Origin of the sequence: Burkholderia metallica (assembly GCF_001718555.1) — a bacterium.
Lineage (GTDB): Bacteria > Pseudomonadota > Gammaproteobacteria > Burkholderiales > Burkholderiaceae > Burkholderia > Burkholderia metallica.
This window is the reverse complement of record NZ_CP013403.1, coordinates 1,957,909-1,974,473: the sequence shown is the minus strand read 5'-3', so window position 1 is coordinate 1,974,473 and position 16,565 is coordinate 1,957,909. Positions and strand designations below refer to the sequence as shown.

3 protein-coding genes are annotated in these 16,565 nt (G+C 70.4%); 1 reads left to right on the top strand and 2 read right to left on the bottom strand.

Going from position 1 to position 16,565, the window contains the following annotated elements:
- Window positions 1-108: 108 nt before the first annotated feature.
- A complete protein-coding gene (locus tag WJ16_RS28350; protein ID WP_069260322.1) occupies window positions 109-2,598 on the bottom strand; it encodes a xanthine dehydrogenase family protein molybdopterin-binding subunit in 2,490 nt (829 codons plus the stop codon).
- A 22-nt stretch (window positions 2,599-2,620) separates the two neighbouring features.
- Window positions 2,621-3,079, bottom strand: coding sequence for a (2Fe-2S)-binding protein (locus WJ16_RS28345; RefSeq protein WP_069260321.1), 459 nt, complete (start codon window positions 3,077-3,079; stop codon window positions 2,621-2,623).
- 733 nt (window positions 3,080-3,812) lie between these two features.
- Here WJ16_RS28345 and WJ16_RS28340 point away from each other — a divergent pair.
- Entirely contained in the window at window positions 3,813-16,517 is a 12,705-nt protein-coding gene (locus WJ16_RS28340) for an autotransporter-associated beta strand repeat-containing protein (protein WP_069260320.1), read from the top strand.
- Window positions 16,518-16,565 lie beyond the last annotated feature (48 nt).

The following is a 16,565-nucleotide window of genomic DNA, read 5'->3' as shown; positions in this document are numbered from 1 at the left end:
GCAAAACGACGCGGATCGAAAGAAGCGCGTATTTCGCTGGCGCAGCTTCGCGCCCGGCCAGACGCCGTGCGACGAGCGGCGCTGCCCGCGTCGCCGCGGGACGCCCGCTTACGTCACCGTGCCGTTCTTCAGCTTGTCGATACACGGAATCCCCGCGCGCCGCTTCGGCCGCAGGAATTTCGGCACCGCGGGCGGCTGCCCGACAGCCGCCGTGCTGTGCTCGACCTTCGGCTTGAGCGCCGACACCTTCGCCTTGCGCGGAATCCGGCAACCGCCGGCCGGGAGGTCGGCGTACGGATCGTCTTCGGCGGCCGCGGCGGCCGGCAGCGCCGGCGCGGTCGACGCGACCACCACTGGTGCGAACGGCAGCGCACGCATCCGTTCGCCGGTCAGCACGAACGCGCCGTTGGCGACGGCCGGCGCGATCGGCGGCACGCCGGCTTCGCTCAACCCCGTCGGATGCGCATCCGACGGAACGAAGAACACGTCCACGGGTGCCGCCTCCTGCATCCGCACCGGCGAGTAGTCGGCGAAACCGGCGTTGCGGACCGCGCCATGCTCGACGTCGATCGCGAAACCCGGCTTCGTCGTCGCGAGGCCGAACAGCGCACCGCCCTGGATCTGGGCCTCCGCGCCGGTCGGGTTCACGATGCGGCCGGCATACACGCCGGCCGTCACGCGGTGCACGCGCGGTTGCTGCGCTTCGATCGACACTTCCGTCACATACGCGACGACCGTGCCGGCGGTTTCGTGCATCGCGACGCCCCACGCGTGCCCGGCAGGCAGCGTGCGCGTGCCGTAGCCCGACTTGTCGACGGCCAGGGCGAGCGCGTCGCGATGGTGCGCGCGCTCGGGACCGGACAGGCGCGCCATCCGGTAGGCGACCGGGTCCTGGTGCGCCGAATGCGCGAGCTCGTCGACGAGCGTTTCCATCACGAACGCCGTATGGGTATTGCCGCCCGAGCGCCACGACTGAACCGGCACGTCGACGTCCGTCTGATGGACGGACACCTGCATCGGGAAACCGTACGGGCTGTTCGCCACCCCTTCGGTCAGGTCGGGATCGGTGCCGCTTTTGCGAATGGTGGTGCGCTCGAGCGGCGACCCCTTCAGCACCGACTGACCGACGACGACGTGCTGCCAGTCCCGCACCGCGCCGCTGCCGTCGACGCCGATGTCGACGCGATGCAGCACCATCGGGCGGTAATAGCCGCCGCGCAGATCGTCCTCGCGCGTCCAGATCGTCTTGACCGGGCCCAGATGGCCGGCCGCCAGGTAGGCGGCGGACACGCGGGCGGCTTCGACCACGTAGTCCGACGTCGGCGTCGAGCGCCGGCCGTAGTCGCCGCCGGACGTCATCGTGAAGATCTGCACCTTCGACGGCGCGACGCCCAGCGCCTTGGCAACCGCTGCGCGATCGGTCGTCTGCATCGCCGAACCGCCCCAGATCTTGATGCCGCACGCGCAGCTCGCCGGGCCGACATCGACCGTGCAACTGAGCGGTTCCATCGCGGCGTGCGCGAGATACGGAAATTCGTAGTCCTTCCGGATTCGCGTTGCCGCCGGCGGCGCGCTGCCGGCGTCGGCCGTGCGCACCACGGTCCCCGGCGTGCCGGCGAGCTGCTTGTACGCCTGCATCTGTTCAGCGGACGTGACGGTCGAGCCGACGTCCTTCCACGTGACCTTCAGCGCATCGCGGCCAAGCCTGGCCGGCCAGTAGCCGTTCGCGATCACGGCCACGCCGGTGCCGCCGCGAGCAGTCGGAATCTCGACGACCTCGACCACTCCCTTGACCGCCCGCGCCGCGGCCGCGTTGTAGCTCGCGACCTGTCCGCCGAAGCGCGGCGGCCGCGCAACGACGGCCACCATCATGTCGGGCAGGCTCCAGTCCATTCCATACTTGAGCGTGCCGTCGAGCATCGCGCGCGAATCGATGCGCGGCGTCGGCTTGCCGATGATGCGGAACTGATCGGGCGACTTCAGCGGCACGTGCTGCGGCACGGGCATCGCCATCGCGTCGGGTGCCAGTTCGCCGTAGGTCGCACGATGGCTGCCCGACGTCACGACGCCGTTCGCGGTGCGGCACGTGGCGGGATCGACGTTCCAGCGCCGGGCCGCCGCGGCGACGAGCATCGCGCGTGCCGATGCGCCGAGTTCGCGGTATTGCGTAAACGAATGGTTGACCGACGTCGAGCCGCCCGTCATCTGGATGCCGGTCACCGGGTCCCTGTACGGCTCGCCGGCCGGCGCGAGCACGGGGCGCACGTTGCGCCAGTCCGCATCCAGTTCGTCGGCCAGCGCCATCGGCAGCGCGGTGCTGACGCCCTGGCCGGACTCGGTGCGGTTGACGGCAACGGTGACGGTGTTGTCCGGCGAGATGATCAGGAATGCTTGCGGTGGAGACGCCTGCGGCGGGTTGCCCGTTTGCGCGGCGGTGCGCGTCGGCGCGATACCGAGCGCCAGGCAGCCGCTCGCCGCCATCGTGAGCTTCAGAAAGCCGCGCCGGCCGGGCATCGGCGCATCGGGCCCGGTGACGGGCGACGCGTCGCGGCGGGGGGCGTCGGCGCCAGCCGGGCGCCCGAAAGTGCGGATACGCATGATCACAGTCTCCCCGGCAGGCTCAGGCAAGCGCGTGAGCCGCATCGTGAATCGCGGCACGGATGCGCTGATAGGTCGCGCAACGGCACAGGTTGCCGGCCATCGCGCTGTCGATGTCGGCATCGGTCGGTGCCTTGTTGCTGCGCAGCAGGCCGGCCGCGCTCATCATCTGGCCGCTCTGGCAGTAGCCGCACTGCGCGACGTCGTGCCGGATCCAGGCATCGAGAACGGCCTTGCCGACCGCATCGTCGGCGAGATGTTCGGACGTCGTGACGTGCGCACTCCCGACCGCCGACAGCGCCAGCGTGCAGCTATGCACGGGCCGGCCCTCGACGTGCACGGTACAGGCGCCGCAGTCGCCGGCGTCGCAGCCGAACTTGGTGCCGGTCAGACCGAGGTTGTCGCGCAGCACCCAGAGCACCGGCGTCGACGGATCGGCATCGACCTCCGCCGACCGGTTGTTGATGTTCAACGTCACCATCTTGATGTTCTCCCGTGGACACCTCGTTGTCGTTCCGCAGGTCCGGACCGCGGCACGGCGAATGTGAACCAATTAAAGCAGATTCGAGAATAAATCAGGATCCGGGGAATCCGCTTTTTTCCATTCTTAATAATTCACGTGCTTTAGTTAAAACATGAAATTTACAACCCGCATGCGAATCGCCGGATGTTCCAGAAAGATTGTTGAGTTTTGACAAAAACTTGCCGGTTCGATGGAAAACGTTTGCGAGTCATGCCTATATTTGTCTCGCGATCACGCCGGAGGCTTGACGATCGAATATCGGGAATCAGCCAGCCTGTATGCGACTCATTCGCAACCGGGTTGAATCGGGGACTGGAATTCAGTGTTCGTTTAACGGGGATGGGAGACAGGCGGGAAATGGAGTACAGCGGGAGTACAGCGTTCGGCTCGTTTGATCTGTATACGCACAGATGCCATCGATGCCGATCGACGCAACAGTTTCTCCATGAAACAGCCATATTTTAAAAAGTGGAAAATTTACCGCTCAGGGGGATAAAAGTAAAAAGTGCCGAATAAATGATTCCGGTTGATTGATTCTTGATGGTTGCCAATCGAGTCATCTGCATTGATTTGATGGCGGGGCGGCATTTATCTAAAAATATCGAATAACGCATTCCGGTAATTCCTTTCTGCGTTTTTTAACTGCGGAAGGGGCTCGGGTCGTCGATTATCTTTATGGGAAGGTGTGATTATGCGTATGCGCATGGGTTCGAATAAAAAGCGCGCGGAAGCACGTCCGAAACTCCTCGTCCCGACCGGCATGCTGGTCGCACTCGTCAGTGCGGGGATCGTTCCCGCCGACGCATTGGCCGCCTGCACCGGCTCGCCCACCGTCACCTGTACCGGCACCACCAACAGCTATGCGAACGGCACGAATAATCTCAACGTGACGGTCGCATCGGGCGCGACCGTCTCCGTGGTGCCGCTGTTCGGCGGCACGGCGCTGTCGCTCACGGGCAGCGGCGTCACGCTGACCAACAACGGGACCATCGACCCGTCGCAGGCCGGGCTGAGCATCGTTTCGAACGGCACGGTCGTCGGCAATATCACGTCCGCGAGCACGGTGAACGTCACGAACAACGGCGTGATGATGGGCTCGACCAGTTCGCTGTTCGGCAACGGGCCGGCATTGACCGTCTACAACGGCACGGGCGGCACGACGAACATCACGAACACCGGCACGATCGGCACGACGGGCATCGGCTTCACCGCCGGTCCGACCACGCAGGTGGTCACCGCATCGGGCGGCGCGCAGGTCAACTTCACGAACGCGAGCGGCGGGGCGATCAACGGCTCGGTCGTGCTTGCGCCGAGCACCTTGGTGGGCACCGGCAATACCTTCACCAATGCCGGAAGCATTACCGGCAACGTATCGCTGGGCGCGGGCCTCGGCACGTCTAACACGTTCAACGCGCAGACCGGGTCGTCGGTCGGGCTCGGCGTCGATGCCGGGCTGGGCGGCAACAACACGCTGAATCTGCAGCAGAACACGTCCGGCGGGGCGGCGAACGGCGCCATCGCGGTCGACACGTTCGGCAATTTCACGCATCTCGCGGTCCAGGGCGGCACGTGGAACATCACGGGCGCGTCGACCGCGTCGGACGCGTCGCTCACCGGCGGTACCGCGATCATCAACAACAGCGGCTCGCTGGGCACCGGGACGATCGCAGTGAGCGGCGGCCGGCTGGAGGCCGGGTCCGCCGGCGTGAACCTCCAGAACAACGTGGCGCTCGGTGCGGCGCTGACGGTCGACGGCGCAACCGGGTTCGGGATCTCGGGCGCGATTTCGGGCGGCGGCGCACTGAATGCGGCCGGCACCGGCACGCTGGCGCTGAACGGTGCCAATTCCTTCTCGGGCGGAACGAATCTGACGGGCGGCGGCGGGCTGCTCGTCGGTACCGGCCTGGCGCTCGGGTCCGGCGCGCTGAACGTCACGGGCGCGGGCGGGACGCTCGCGACGAGCGTCGGCGGCACGCTGCTCGGCAACGCGGTGAACATCGACAGTGGCGTCACGCTGGGCCTCAATGGTTCCGCGAACCTGGGCCTGGGCGGCGTGATCGGCGGCAACGGCGGTCTGGCGCAAACCGGCAGCGGTACGACGACGCTGCTCGGCCTGAACACATTTACGGGCGGCATGAACCTGAGCGGCGGCGGACTCGTCGCCGGCAACGGCCAGGCGCTCGGGACCGGCGCACTGCATGTGTCCGGCGCGGGCGGCTCGCTGGCGGTGAACGCCGGCGGCACGCTGCTCGGCAACGCGGTGAACCTCGATGCGGGTGCGACGCTCGGCCTGAACGGCGCGGCCGGCATGAGCCTGGGTGGCGTGATCGGCGGCAACGGCGGTCTGGCGCAAACCGGCAGCGGCACGACGACGCTGCTCGGCGCGAACACGTTCTCGGGCGGTACGGCGCTGAGCGGCGGCGGACTCGTCGCCGGCAACGGCAGCGCACTCGGGACTGGCGCGCTGCATGTGTCGGGCACGGGCGGCGCGCTGGCGGTGAACGCCGACGGCACGCTGCTCGGCAATGCGGTGAATCTCGATGCGGGCGCGACGCTCGGCCTGAACGGTACGGCCGGCATGAGCCTGGGCGGTGTGATCTCGGGCAACGGCGGCCTCGCGCAAACCGGCACGGGTACGACGACGCTGCTCGGTGTGAACGCGTTCACGGGCGGCACGACGCTCGGTGCCGGCGGCCTGATTGCGGGCAACGGGCACGCACTGGGCAGCGGCGCACTGAACGTCGTCGGCGCGGGCGGCACGCTCGCCACGAACGTTGCCGGCACCGTGCTCGGCAATGCGGTGAACCTCGGTGCAGGCGCGACGCTCGGCCTGAACGGCGCGGCCGATCTTGGCCTGGGCGGCACGATCTCGGGCGCGGGCAGCCTCGCGCTCGGCGGCACCGGCGCGACGACGCTGTCCGGTGCGAACACGTTCAGCGGCGGCGCGAGCCTCACGGGCGGCGGCAGCCTGATCGTCGACGGCAACTCGGCGCTCGGCGTGGGCGGTGCATTGAACGTGAGCGGCCTCGGCGGCTCGCTGCACGCGGGTGCGGCAGGCGCGACACTCGCGAATTCGATCAACCTGAACGGCACGTCGCTGACGCTGGATGGGGCAAACGATCTCGGCCTGGGCGGCGTGATCGGCGGCACCGGCGGTCTCGTGCTGAACGGCACGGGCACGACCACGCTGTCCGGCGCGAACACCTTCGGCGGCGGCACGACGCTGAGCGCCGGCACGCTGCTCGCCGGCAACAATCTGGCGCTGGGTACGGGCGCGCTCAATGTCGCCGGCGCGGGCGGCGCACTCGGCGCGAGCGCGAGCGGCGTCGCGTTGAGCAATGCGGTCAATCTCGGCACGGGTGCGACGCTCGCGCTCACCGGTTCGAACGATCTTGGCCTGGGCGGCGTGATCGCCGGTGACGGCGGCCTCGCGCAAGTCGGCTCGGGCATCACGACGCTGCTGGGGGCGAACACGTTCACGGGCGGTACGACGCTGAGCGGCGGCGGCATTCTCGCCGGCAACGGCGCCGCACTGGGCACGGGTGCGCTGAACGTGACCGGTGCGGGCGGCTCGCTCGGCACGACCGTCGGCGGCACGGTGCTCGGCAATGCGATCCAGCTCGGCGCGGGCGCGGCACTGACGGTTGGCGGTGCGAACGATCTCGGGCTGGGCGGGATCATTTCCGGTGCCGGCGGCCTGTCCGTGAACGGCCCGGGCACGACGACGCTCACCGCGGCCGAGACGTTCACCGGCGGCACCACGATCGGCAGCGGCACGCTCGCGATCGGCGCGGGCGGCAGCCTCGCCGCGTCGAGCCCCGTCAACCTGACGGGCGCCGGTGCGCAGTTCAACATCGCCGGCGCGACCACGCCGCAGTCGATCGGCACGCTGTCGGGTGTCGCGGGTTCGACGATCGATCTCGGTTCGAACCACCTGACGCTGGCAGGCAGCGGTAGCGGCGTCTTCGCGGGCAACATCGGCGGGGCGGGCGGGCTCACGCTTTCCGGCACCGGCTCGCAGGCGCTCACCGGCAACAACACATACGCGGGCGGCACGGCGCTGACGGGCGGCGACCTGGTCGTCGGCAGCGGCGCGGCGCTCGGCCTCGGCGCACTCGACGTCAACGGCTCGGCTTCGCTCGGCGCCAGCGTGCCGGGCGTGACGATCGGCAACGCGGTCAATCTCGGCGCCGGCGTCACGCTCGGGTTGAACGGCGCGAACGATCTCGGCCTGAGCGGCACGATCGCCGGCAACGGCGGCCTCGCGCAAACGGGCACGGGCACGACGACGCTCACCGGCACGAACACGTACACGGGCGGCACGACGCTGAGCGGCGGCGGGCTCATCGCGGGCAACGGCAGCGCACTCGGCGCGGGCGCGCTGAACGTGACCGGCGCGGGCGGCACGCTCGCCACGAACGTCGCCGGCACCGTGCTCGGCAATGCGGTGAACCTCGGCGCCGGCGCGACGCTGGGGCTGAACGGTTCGGCGGACCTGAGCCTCGGCGGGGTGCTGTCGGGTGACGGCGGTCTGGCGCAAACCGGCACCGGCACGACGACGCTGCTCGGCGCGAACACGTACACGGGCGGTACGACGCTCAGCGGCGGCGGACTCATCGCCGGCAACGGCAGCGCACTCGGCACCGGCGCGCTGAACGTAACGGGCGCGGGCGGCTCGCTCGGCACGAGCGTCGGCGGCGCCGTGCTCGGCAATGCGGTGAATCTGGGCGCGGGCGCGACGCTGACGGTCGGTGGTGCGAACAACCTCGGCCTCGGCGGCGCGATTTCGGGCGGCGGCAATCTGTCGGTGACCGGCCCGTCGATCACGACGCTCACGGGAGCGGGCAGCTACACCGGCAACACGACGATCGGCAACGGCAGCACGCTGGCGGTCGGCGCGGGCGGCAGCCTGTCGGGCGGCAGCTTGTTCGACCTGACCGGCGTGGGCGCGACGCTCGACCTGAGCGCGGCGACGTCGCCGCAGACGACGGGCGGGCTGGTCGGCACGGCCGGCTCGGCCGTGAACCTCGGCGGCAATACGCTGACGCTCGGCGGCGCCGGCAACGGCACGTTCGGCGGCACGATCGGCGGGGCGGGCGGCCTGACGCTGGCCGGCACCGGCACGGAAACGCTGATCGGTGCGAACACGTACACGGGCGGCACGACGATCAACAGCGGCACGCTGGCGATCGGCGCGGGCGGCAGCCTCGCGGCGGGCGGCGCAGTGAATCTGGGCGGCGCCGGCGCGGCGTTCGACCTGAGCGGCGCGGCGCTGCCGCAGACGATCGGCACGCTGTCGGGCGTGGCCGGTTCGACGGTGAATCTCGGCGGCAACGGCCTGACGCTGGGCGGTGCCGGCAGCGGCACGTACGGCGGCACGATCGCCGGGGCCGGCGGCAGCCTGACGCTGTCGGGCACGGGCACCGAAACGCTGAATGGTGCGAACAGCTACACGGGCGGCACGAGCCTGACCGGCGGCGGCATGCTGCTCGCCGGCAACGGCGCGGCACTCGGCACGGGCGCGCTGAACATCGGCGGCGCAGGCGGTACGCTGGCCGCGAGCGTTGCCGGCACGACGCTGAACAACGCGGTGAATCTCGGCGCCGGTTCGGCACTGACGCTCGGCGGCACGAACGACCTGGGCCTCGGCGGCATCATCGGCGGCGGCGGCGGTCTCGCGCAAACCGGCAGCGGAACGACCGCGCTCACCGGCGCGAACACGTTCACGGGCGGCACGACGCTGAGCGCGGGCGGCCTGTCGGTCGGCAGCAACACGGCGCTCGGCACGGGCACGCTCAACGTGACCGGCAGCGGCGGCGCGCTCAGCGCGAGCACGGCGAACCTCCTGCTGGCGAACGCCGTCGATCTGGGCATCGGCTCGACGCTGAATCTCGGCGGTGCATTCGACTTCGGGCTGAACGGCATGATTTCCGGTGCAGGCGGCGTGGTGCAGTCCGGCTCGGGCACGACCACGCTCGGCGGCGCGAATACCTACGGCGGCGGCACGACGCTGAGCAGCGGCGGACTGAGCGTGGGCAGCAATTCGGCGCTGGGCACCGGCGCACTGAACGTGACCGGCAACGGCACGCTGAACGCGAGCGTGAGCGGCACGACGCTCGGCAACGCAGTGAACCTCGGCGCGGGTGCGACGCTCGGGCTGAACGGTTCGAACGATCTTGGCCTGAGCGGTACGATTTCCGGTAGCGGCGCCCTGGCGCAGACCGGCGCGGGCACCACGACGCTCACCGGCACGAACACCTATGACGGCGGCACCACGTTGAGCGGTGGCGGGCTCATCGCCGGCAACGGCAGCGCACTCGGTTCCGGCGCGCTGAACGTCACGGGCGCGGGCGGCTCGCTCGGTACGAGCGTGGCCGGCACGACGCTCGGCAATACGGTGAATCTCGGCGCGGGTTCGACGCTGACGGTTGGCGGTGCGAACGATCTCGGGCTGGGCGGCGGGATCTCGGGCAGCGGCGGCCTTTCGGTCAGCGGCCCGTCGACGACCACGCTCACGGGCGTGAACACCTATACCGGCAACACGACGATCGGCGGCGGCAGCACGCTGGCGGTCGGCGCGGGCGGCAGCCTGTCGTCGGGCAGCGCGCTCGACCTCGCCGGCACGGGCGCGACGCTCGACATCAGCGCGGCGACCACGCCGCAGACGAGCGGCATGCTGTCCGGCGTAGCGGGCACGAACGTGAACCTCGGCGGCAATACGCTGACGCTGGCCGGTACCGGCAACGGCAACTATGCGGGCACGATCGGCGGCACCGGCGGGTTGACGATGTCCGGCACGGGCACGGAAACGCTGACCGGCACCAACACGTACACCGGCGCGACGACGATCAACAGCGGCACGCTGGCAATCGGCGCGGGCGGCAGCCTGTCCGGCAGCAGCCCGGTGAATCTGGCGGGCGCGGGTGCGACCTTCGACGTCAGCGGCGCGACGACGCCGCAAACGACGGGCTCGCTGTCGGGCGTGGCCGGTTCGACGGTGAACCTCGGCGGCAACAACCTGACGCTCGGCGGTTCGGGCAGCGGCACGTACGGCGGCACGATCGCCGGTGCGGGCGGCAGCCTGACGCTGTCGGGCACCGGCACTGAAACGCTGACCGGCAACAACACGTACACGGGCGGCACGAACCTGACGGGCGGCGGCACGTTGATCGCGGGCAGCGGCTCGGCGCTCGGCACGGGCGCGTTGAACACGAGCGGCGCAGGCGGCACGCTCGGCACGAGCGTGGCCGGCACGACGCTGACCAACAACGTGAATCTGGGCAGCGGCTCGACGCTGACGGTCGGCGGTGCGAACAATCTGGGCCTCGGCGGCGCGATTTCGGGCAGCGGCAACCTCGCGGTGACCGGCCCGTCGACGACGACGCTCACGGGGGCCAGCTCCTACACCGGCAACACGACGATCGGGAACGGCAGCACGCTCGCCGTCGGCGCAGGCGGCAGCCTGTCCGGCGGCAGCGCGATCGACCTGTCGGGCACTGGCGCCACGCTCGATCTGAGCGCGGCGACGTCGCCGCAGACGAGTGGCGCGCTGTCCGGCGGCGCGGGCACGAACGTGAACCTGGGCGGCAATACGCTCACGCTCGGCGGCGCAGCCAGCGGCACGTACGGCGGTGTGATCGGCGGCACGGGCGGGTTGACGCTGTCGGGCACCGGCACCGAAACGCTGACCGGCACCAACACGTACACGGGTGCGACGACGATCAACAGCGGCACGCTCGCGATCGGCGCGGGCGGCAGCCTGTCCGGCAGCAGCCCGGTGAATCTGGCCGGTGCGGGCGCCACCTTCGACGTCAGCGGCGCGACGACGCCGCAGACGACCGGCACGCTGTCGGGCGTGGCCGGTTCGACGGTGAATCTCGGTGGCAACAACCTGACGCTCGGCGGTTCGGGCAACGGCACGTACGGCGGCACGATCGCCGGTGCGGGCGGCAGTCTGACGCTGTCGGGCACCGGCACTGAAACGCTGACCGGCAACAACACGTACACGGGCGGCACGACCTTGAGCGGCGGCGGCACGCTGATCGCGGGCAGCGGCTCGGCGCTCGGCACGGGCGCGTTGAACACGAGCGGCGCAGGCGGCACGCTGGCCGCGAGCACGCCGGGCACGACGCTCGACAACGCGGTGAATCTCGGTGCGGGTTCGACGCTGACGGTTGGCGGTGCGAACAATCTGGGCCTCGGCGGCGGGATCTCGGGTAGCGGCAACCTCGCGGTGACCGGCCCGTCGACGACGACGCTTACCGGCACCAGCTCATACACCGGCAACACGACGATCGGCAACGGCAGCACGCTGGCGGTCGGTGCAGGCGGCAGCCTGTCCGGCGGCAGCGCGATCGACCTGGCCGGCACGGGCTCGACGCTCGATCTGAGCGCGGCGACGTCGCCGCAGACGAGCGGCGCGCTGTCCGGCGGCGCGGGCACGAACGTGAACCTGGGCGGCAATACGCTCACGCTCGGCGGCGCAGCCAGCGGTACATACGGCGGTGTGATCGGCGGCACGGGCGGGTTGACGCTGTCGGGTACCGGCACCGAAACGCTGACGGGCAACAACACGTACACCGGCGCGACGACGATCAACAGCGGCACGCTGGCGATCAGCGGCAACGGCAGCCTGTCGTCGAGCAGCCCGGTCAGCCTGACGGCGTCCGGCGCGACGCTCGACCTGAGCGGTGCGTCATCGCCGCAGTCGACCGGTGCGATCTCGGGGGTAGCCGGTTCGACGGTGAACCTCGGCAACAACAACCTGACGCTGGGCGGATCGGACAGCGGCACCTATGCGGGCAATATTGCCGGCACGGGCGGCGTGACGATGAGCGGCACCGGCACCGAAACGCTGACGGGCGCCAACACGTACACGGGTGCGACGACGATCAACAGCGGCACGCTCGCGATCGGCGCAGGCGGCAGCCTGTCGGGGACGACGCCGGTGAACCTGACCGGTGCGGGAGCAACCTTCGATCTGAGCGGCGCGACCACACCGCAGACGACGGGCACGTTGTCGGGCGTGGCGGGTTCGACCGTGAACCTCGGCGGCAACAACCTGACGCTCGGCGGCTCGGGTAGCGGAACGTACGACGGCACGATCGCGGGTGCGGGCGGCAGCCTGACGCTGGGCGGCACGGGCACCGAAACGCTGACGGGCAACAACACGTACACGGGCGGCACGAACCTGACAGGCGGTGGCACGCTGCTGGCCGGTAACGGTTCGGCACTCGGCACGGGGGCGCTGAACACCAGCGGCGCAGGCGGTACGCTCGGCACGACCGTAGCCGGCACGACGCTCGGCAACGCGGTGAATCTCGGTGCGGGTTCGACGCTGACGGTTGGCGGTGCGAACAATCTGGGCCTGGGCGGCGCGATCACGGGCAGCGGCAACCTCGCGGTGAATGGTCCGTCGACGACGACGCTCACCGGCGCCAGCTCGTACACCGGCAACACGACGATCGGCAACGGCAGCACGCTGGCGGTCGGCGCGGGTGGCAGCCTGTCGGGCGGTAGCGCGATCGATCTGGCCGGCACGGGCTCGACGCTGGACGTGAGCGGGGCGACGACGCCGCAGACGACGGGTGCGTTGTCGGGTGTCTCCGGTTCGACGGTGAACCTCGGCGGCAACAACCTGACGCTCGGCGGTTCGGGCAGCGGCACGTACGGCGGCACGATCGCCGGCACGGGCGGCAGCCTGACGCTCGGCGGCACGGGCACCGAAACGCTGACGGGCAACAACACGTATTCGGGCGGCACGAACCTGACGGGCGGCGGCACGCTGCTGGCCGGCAACGGTTCGGCACTCGGCACCGGCGCGCTGAACACGAGCGGCGCAGGCGGCACGCTGGGCACGAGCGTGGCCGGCACGACGCTGACCAACGCAATCGATCTTGGCGCAGGTTCGACGCTGACGGTCGGCGGCGCGAACAACCTCGGCCTCGGCGGTGCGATCTCGGGCAGCGGCAACCTCGCGGTGAGCGGCCCGTCGACGACGACGCTCACCGGCACCAGCTCGTACACCGGCAACACGACGATCGGCAACGGCAGCACGCTGGCGGTCGGCGCGGGCGGCAGCCTGTCGTCGGGCAGCGCGCTCGACCTTGCTGGCACCGGGGCGACGCTGGACCTGAGCGCGGCCACGACGCAGCAGACGACGGGCGCGCTGTCGGGTGTCTCCGGTTCGACGGTGAATCTGGGCAGCAATACGCTGACGCTCGGCGGTTCCGGTAACGGCACGTACGGCGGCACCGTGGCAGGCACGGGCGGATTGACGCTGTCGGGCACCGGCACCGAAACGCTGACGGGCAACAACACGTTCACGGGTGCGACGACGATCAACAGCGGCACGCTGGCGATCGGCGCGGGCGGCAGCCTGTCCGGCAGCAGCCCGGTGAGCCTGACCGGTGCGGGCGCAACGTTCGACCTGAGCGGCGCGACGACGCCGCAGACGACGAGCACGCTGTCGGGCGTGGCCGGTTCGACGGTGAACCTCGGCGGCAACAACCTGACGCTGGGCGGCACGGGCAACGGCACGTACGGCGGTACGATCGCCGGCACGGGCGGCAGCCTGACGCTCGGCGGCACGGGCACCGAAACGCTGACCGGGTCGAACACGTACACGGGCGGCACGAACCTGAACGGTGGCGGCACGCTGGTCGCGGGCAGCAACACCGCGCTCGGCACCGGCGCACTGAACGCGAGCGGCGCAGGCGGCACGCTGACGGCCGGCACGCCGGGCACGACGCTGGCCAACGCGGTGAACCTCGGCACGGGTTCGACGCTGACCGTGGGCGGCGCCAACAGCCTCGGCCTGACCGGCGCGATCTCCGGCAACGGCACGCTGTCGCTCACCGGCCCGGCGACGACGACGCTGTCGGGCGCGAACAGCTATGCCGGCGGCACCAACGTCACCGGCGGCGGCACGCTGCTGGCCGGCACGTCGACGGCGCTCGGCAGCGGCACGCTGAACGTCGGCGGCAAGGGCGGCACGCTCGGTACGACCGTGGCAGGCACGACGCTCGGCAACGCAGTGAATCTCGGCACGGGCTCGACGCTGACGGTCGGCGGCGCGAACAACCTCGGCCTCGGCGGCCCGATTTCGGGGAGCGGCAACCTGGCTGTGAGCGGCCCGTCGACGACCACGCTCAGTGGTGCCAACACGTACACCGGCGGCACGACGATCGGCAGCGGCAGCACGCTGGCGGTCGGCGGCAAGGGCAGCCTGTCGGCAGCGAGCGGGGTGACGCTGGCCGGAAACGGCAGCACGCTGGATCTCGGCGGCGCGAGCAGCCCGCAGACGGCGAGCGCGCTGTCCGGCGCAGCCGGTTCGACCGTGAACCTCGGCGGCAACACGCTGACCGTGGCCGGCTCGACGGGCGGCGCGTACGGCGGCTCGATCGTCGGCACCGGTGGCTTCGCGGTACAGGGCGGCGGCACGCAGACGCTGACGGGCGCCAACACGTACACCGGCGGCACGACGATCGGCAGCGGCAGCACGCTCGCACTCTCCGGCGCAGGCAGTCTCGCGCCGACCAGCCCGATGACGCTCGCCGGCAGCGGCGCGACGCTGAACCTCGCGGGTTCCGCTTCGCCGCAGTCGATCGGTGTGCTGTCGGGCACGACGGGCTCGAACGTGAATCTCGGCAGTACGCCGCTGACGGTCAACACCGCGGGCACCAGCACGTTCGCGGGCACGCTGTCGGGCACCGGCCCGCTGACGCTGGCCGGGACGGGCGCGCAAGTGCTGAGCGGCACGAATACGCTGTCCGGGCCGACGACCGTCACGGGCGGCACGCTCACCGTTACCGGTTCGCTCGCCGGCTCGCCGGTGACCGTCGGCAACGGCGCGACCGTCACGGGCACGGGCACGATCGGCGGCCTGGTCGTATCGGGCGGCGGCACCGCATCGGTGCTGCAGCTCGGGCAGCCGCTGAAGGTCGCGGGCAACGCGACGTTCCAGCCGGGCTCGACGCTGCAGGTCGGCGCGACGCCGCAACAGAGCGGCGGCCTCGACGTGACCGGCTCCGCCACGCTCAACGGCGGGTCGGTACAGGTCGTCGCGGCGACCGGGCAATACCAGCCGGGCAAGCTCTACACGATCGTGAATGCCGGCGCGGGTGTGCAAGGCCAGTTCAGCGCGGTGAACTCGACGTATGCGTTCCTCACGCCGACGCTTACGTACAACCCGGCGCAGGTGCTGATGTCGCTGGCGCCGAACGGCACGCCGTTCTCGTCGGTGGCGACGACGCCGGACGGGCAAGCGGTGGCGGGTGCGGTCGGCACGCTCGGCGCCGGCAACCCGCTGTTCGATACGGTGCTGACGTCGGATGCGCCGACCGCGAGCCGTGCATTCACGCAACTGGCCGGCGATCTGTATCCGAGTACGCGCAGCGTGCTGCTGTCGGATAGCCGCTATGTGCGCGACGCGGTGCTCGATCGTGCGCGGCTCGGTTCGCAACCGGGCGGGGCGCTGTGCGGATGCGAGGCGCCGGTGTCGGCGGACGATCATTCGGCTGCGCTCGACCGGCGCATGGCCGCGGAGAACGGCTGCACACCGGCCAAATCGTTCAAGCCCGCGGTCTGGGGGCGGCTGTACGGGTCGCATAGCCGCTTCGACGGCGATGGCGTCGCGACGGTCGACCGCAACCTGTACGGCTTCATCGTCGGTACGGACGCGGAGGTCAGCAGCCACTGGCGCGTCGGTATCGCGGGTGGCGCGTCGCGCAGCCTGCTCAATACCGACCAGAACGAATCGGCGAAGGCAAACGGCGCGACGATCGCGCTGTATGCGAGCGGCCGGTACGACGCGTGGAACGTGCGCGGCGGTGTGTCGCAGTCGTGGTACCGCGTGCACAGCGAGCGCAATCCGTCGTTCGGCAGCTTTGCCGATCACGATACGGCCAGCTACGACGCGAACGCGACGCAGGTGTTCACCGAGATCGGCTACTCGACGGCGTTCCGCAATGTCGCGCTCGAACCGTTCGTTGGGCTCGCGTACGCCAGCCTGCACACCGACGGCTTCAAGGAGAGCGGTGGCGCGGCGGCGCTGCAGGGCGACTCAGATACGACGGGCCTCGGTTTCTCGACGCTCGGCGTGCGGGCTTCGACGGACGTCGCGGTCACGACGAAGGGCAAGGTCACGACCTACGGCACGATCGGCTGGCGGCATGCGTTCGGCAATACGCAGCCGGGGGCGAAGCTGTCGTTCGCGAGCGGCGGTTCGCCGTTCAGCGTGGTCGGTGTGCCGGTCGCGCGTGATGCGGCAGTGCTCGAGGTCGGCGTCGACGCGGCCGTGACGAAGAACCTGTCGCTCGGGTTGTCGTATAGCGGCCAGCTCGGCGGCAGCATCAGCGACCACGCGCTGTACGGCAATCTGTTGTGGAAGTTTTAAGGGGGCGGCCGCTCGCGACGGGGTTGTCGTGAGCGGCCGATTGTCGAT

Excerpts from the sequence above, each read along its gene's own strand:
- WJ16_RS28340 (WP_069260320.1), top strand. The coding sequence starts at position 3,813 with ATGCGTATGCGCATGGGTTCGAATAAAAAGCGCGCGGAAGCACGTCCG.
- WJ16_RS28345 (WP_069260321.1), bottom strand. The coding sequence starts at position 3,079 with ATGGTGACGTTGAACATCAACAACCGGTCGGCGGAGGTCGATGCCGAT.
- WJ16_RS28350 (WP_069260322.1), bottom strand. The coding sequence starts at position 2,598 with ATGCGTATCCGCACTTTCGGGCGCCCGGCTGGCGCCGACGCCCCCCGC.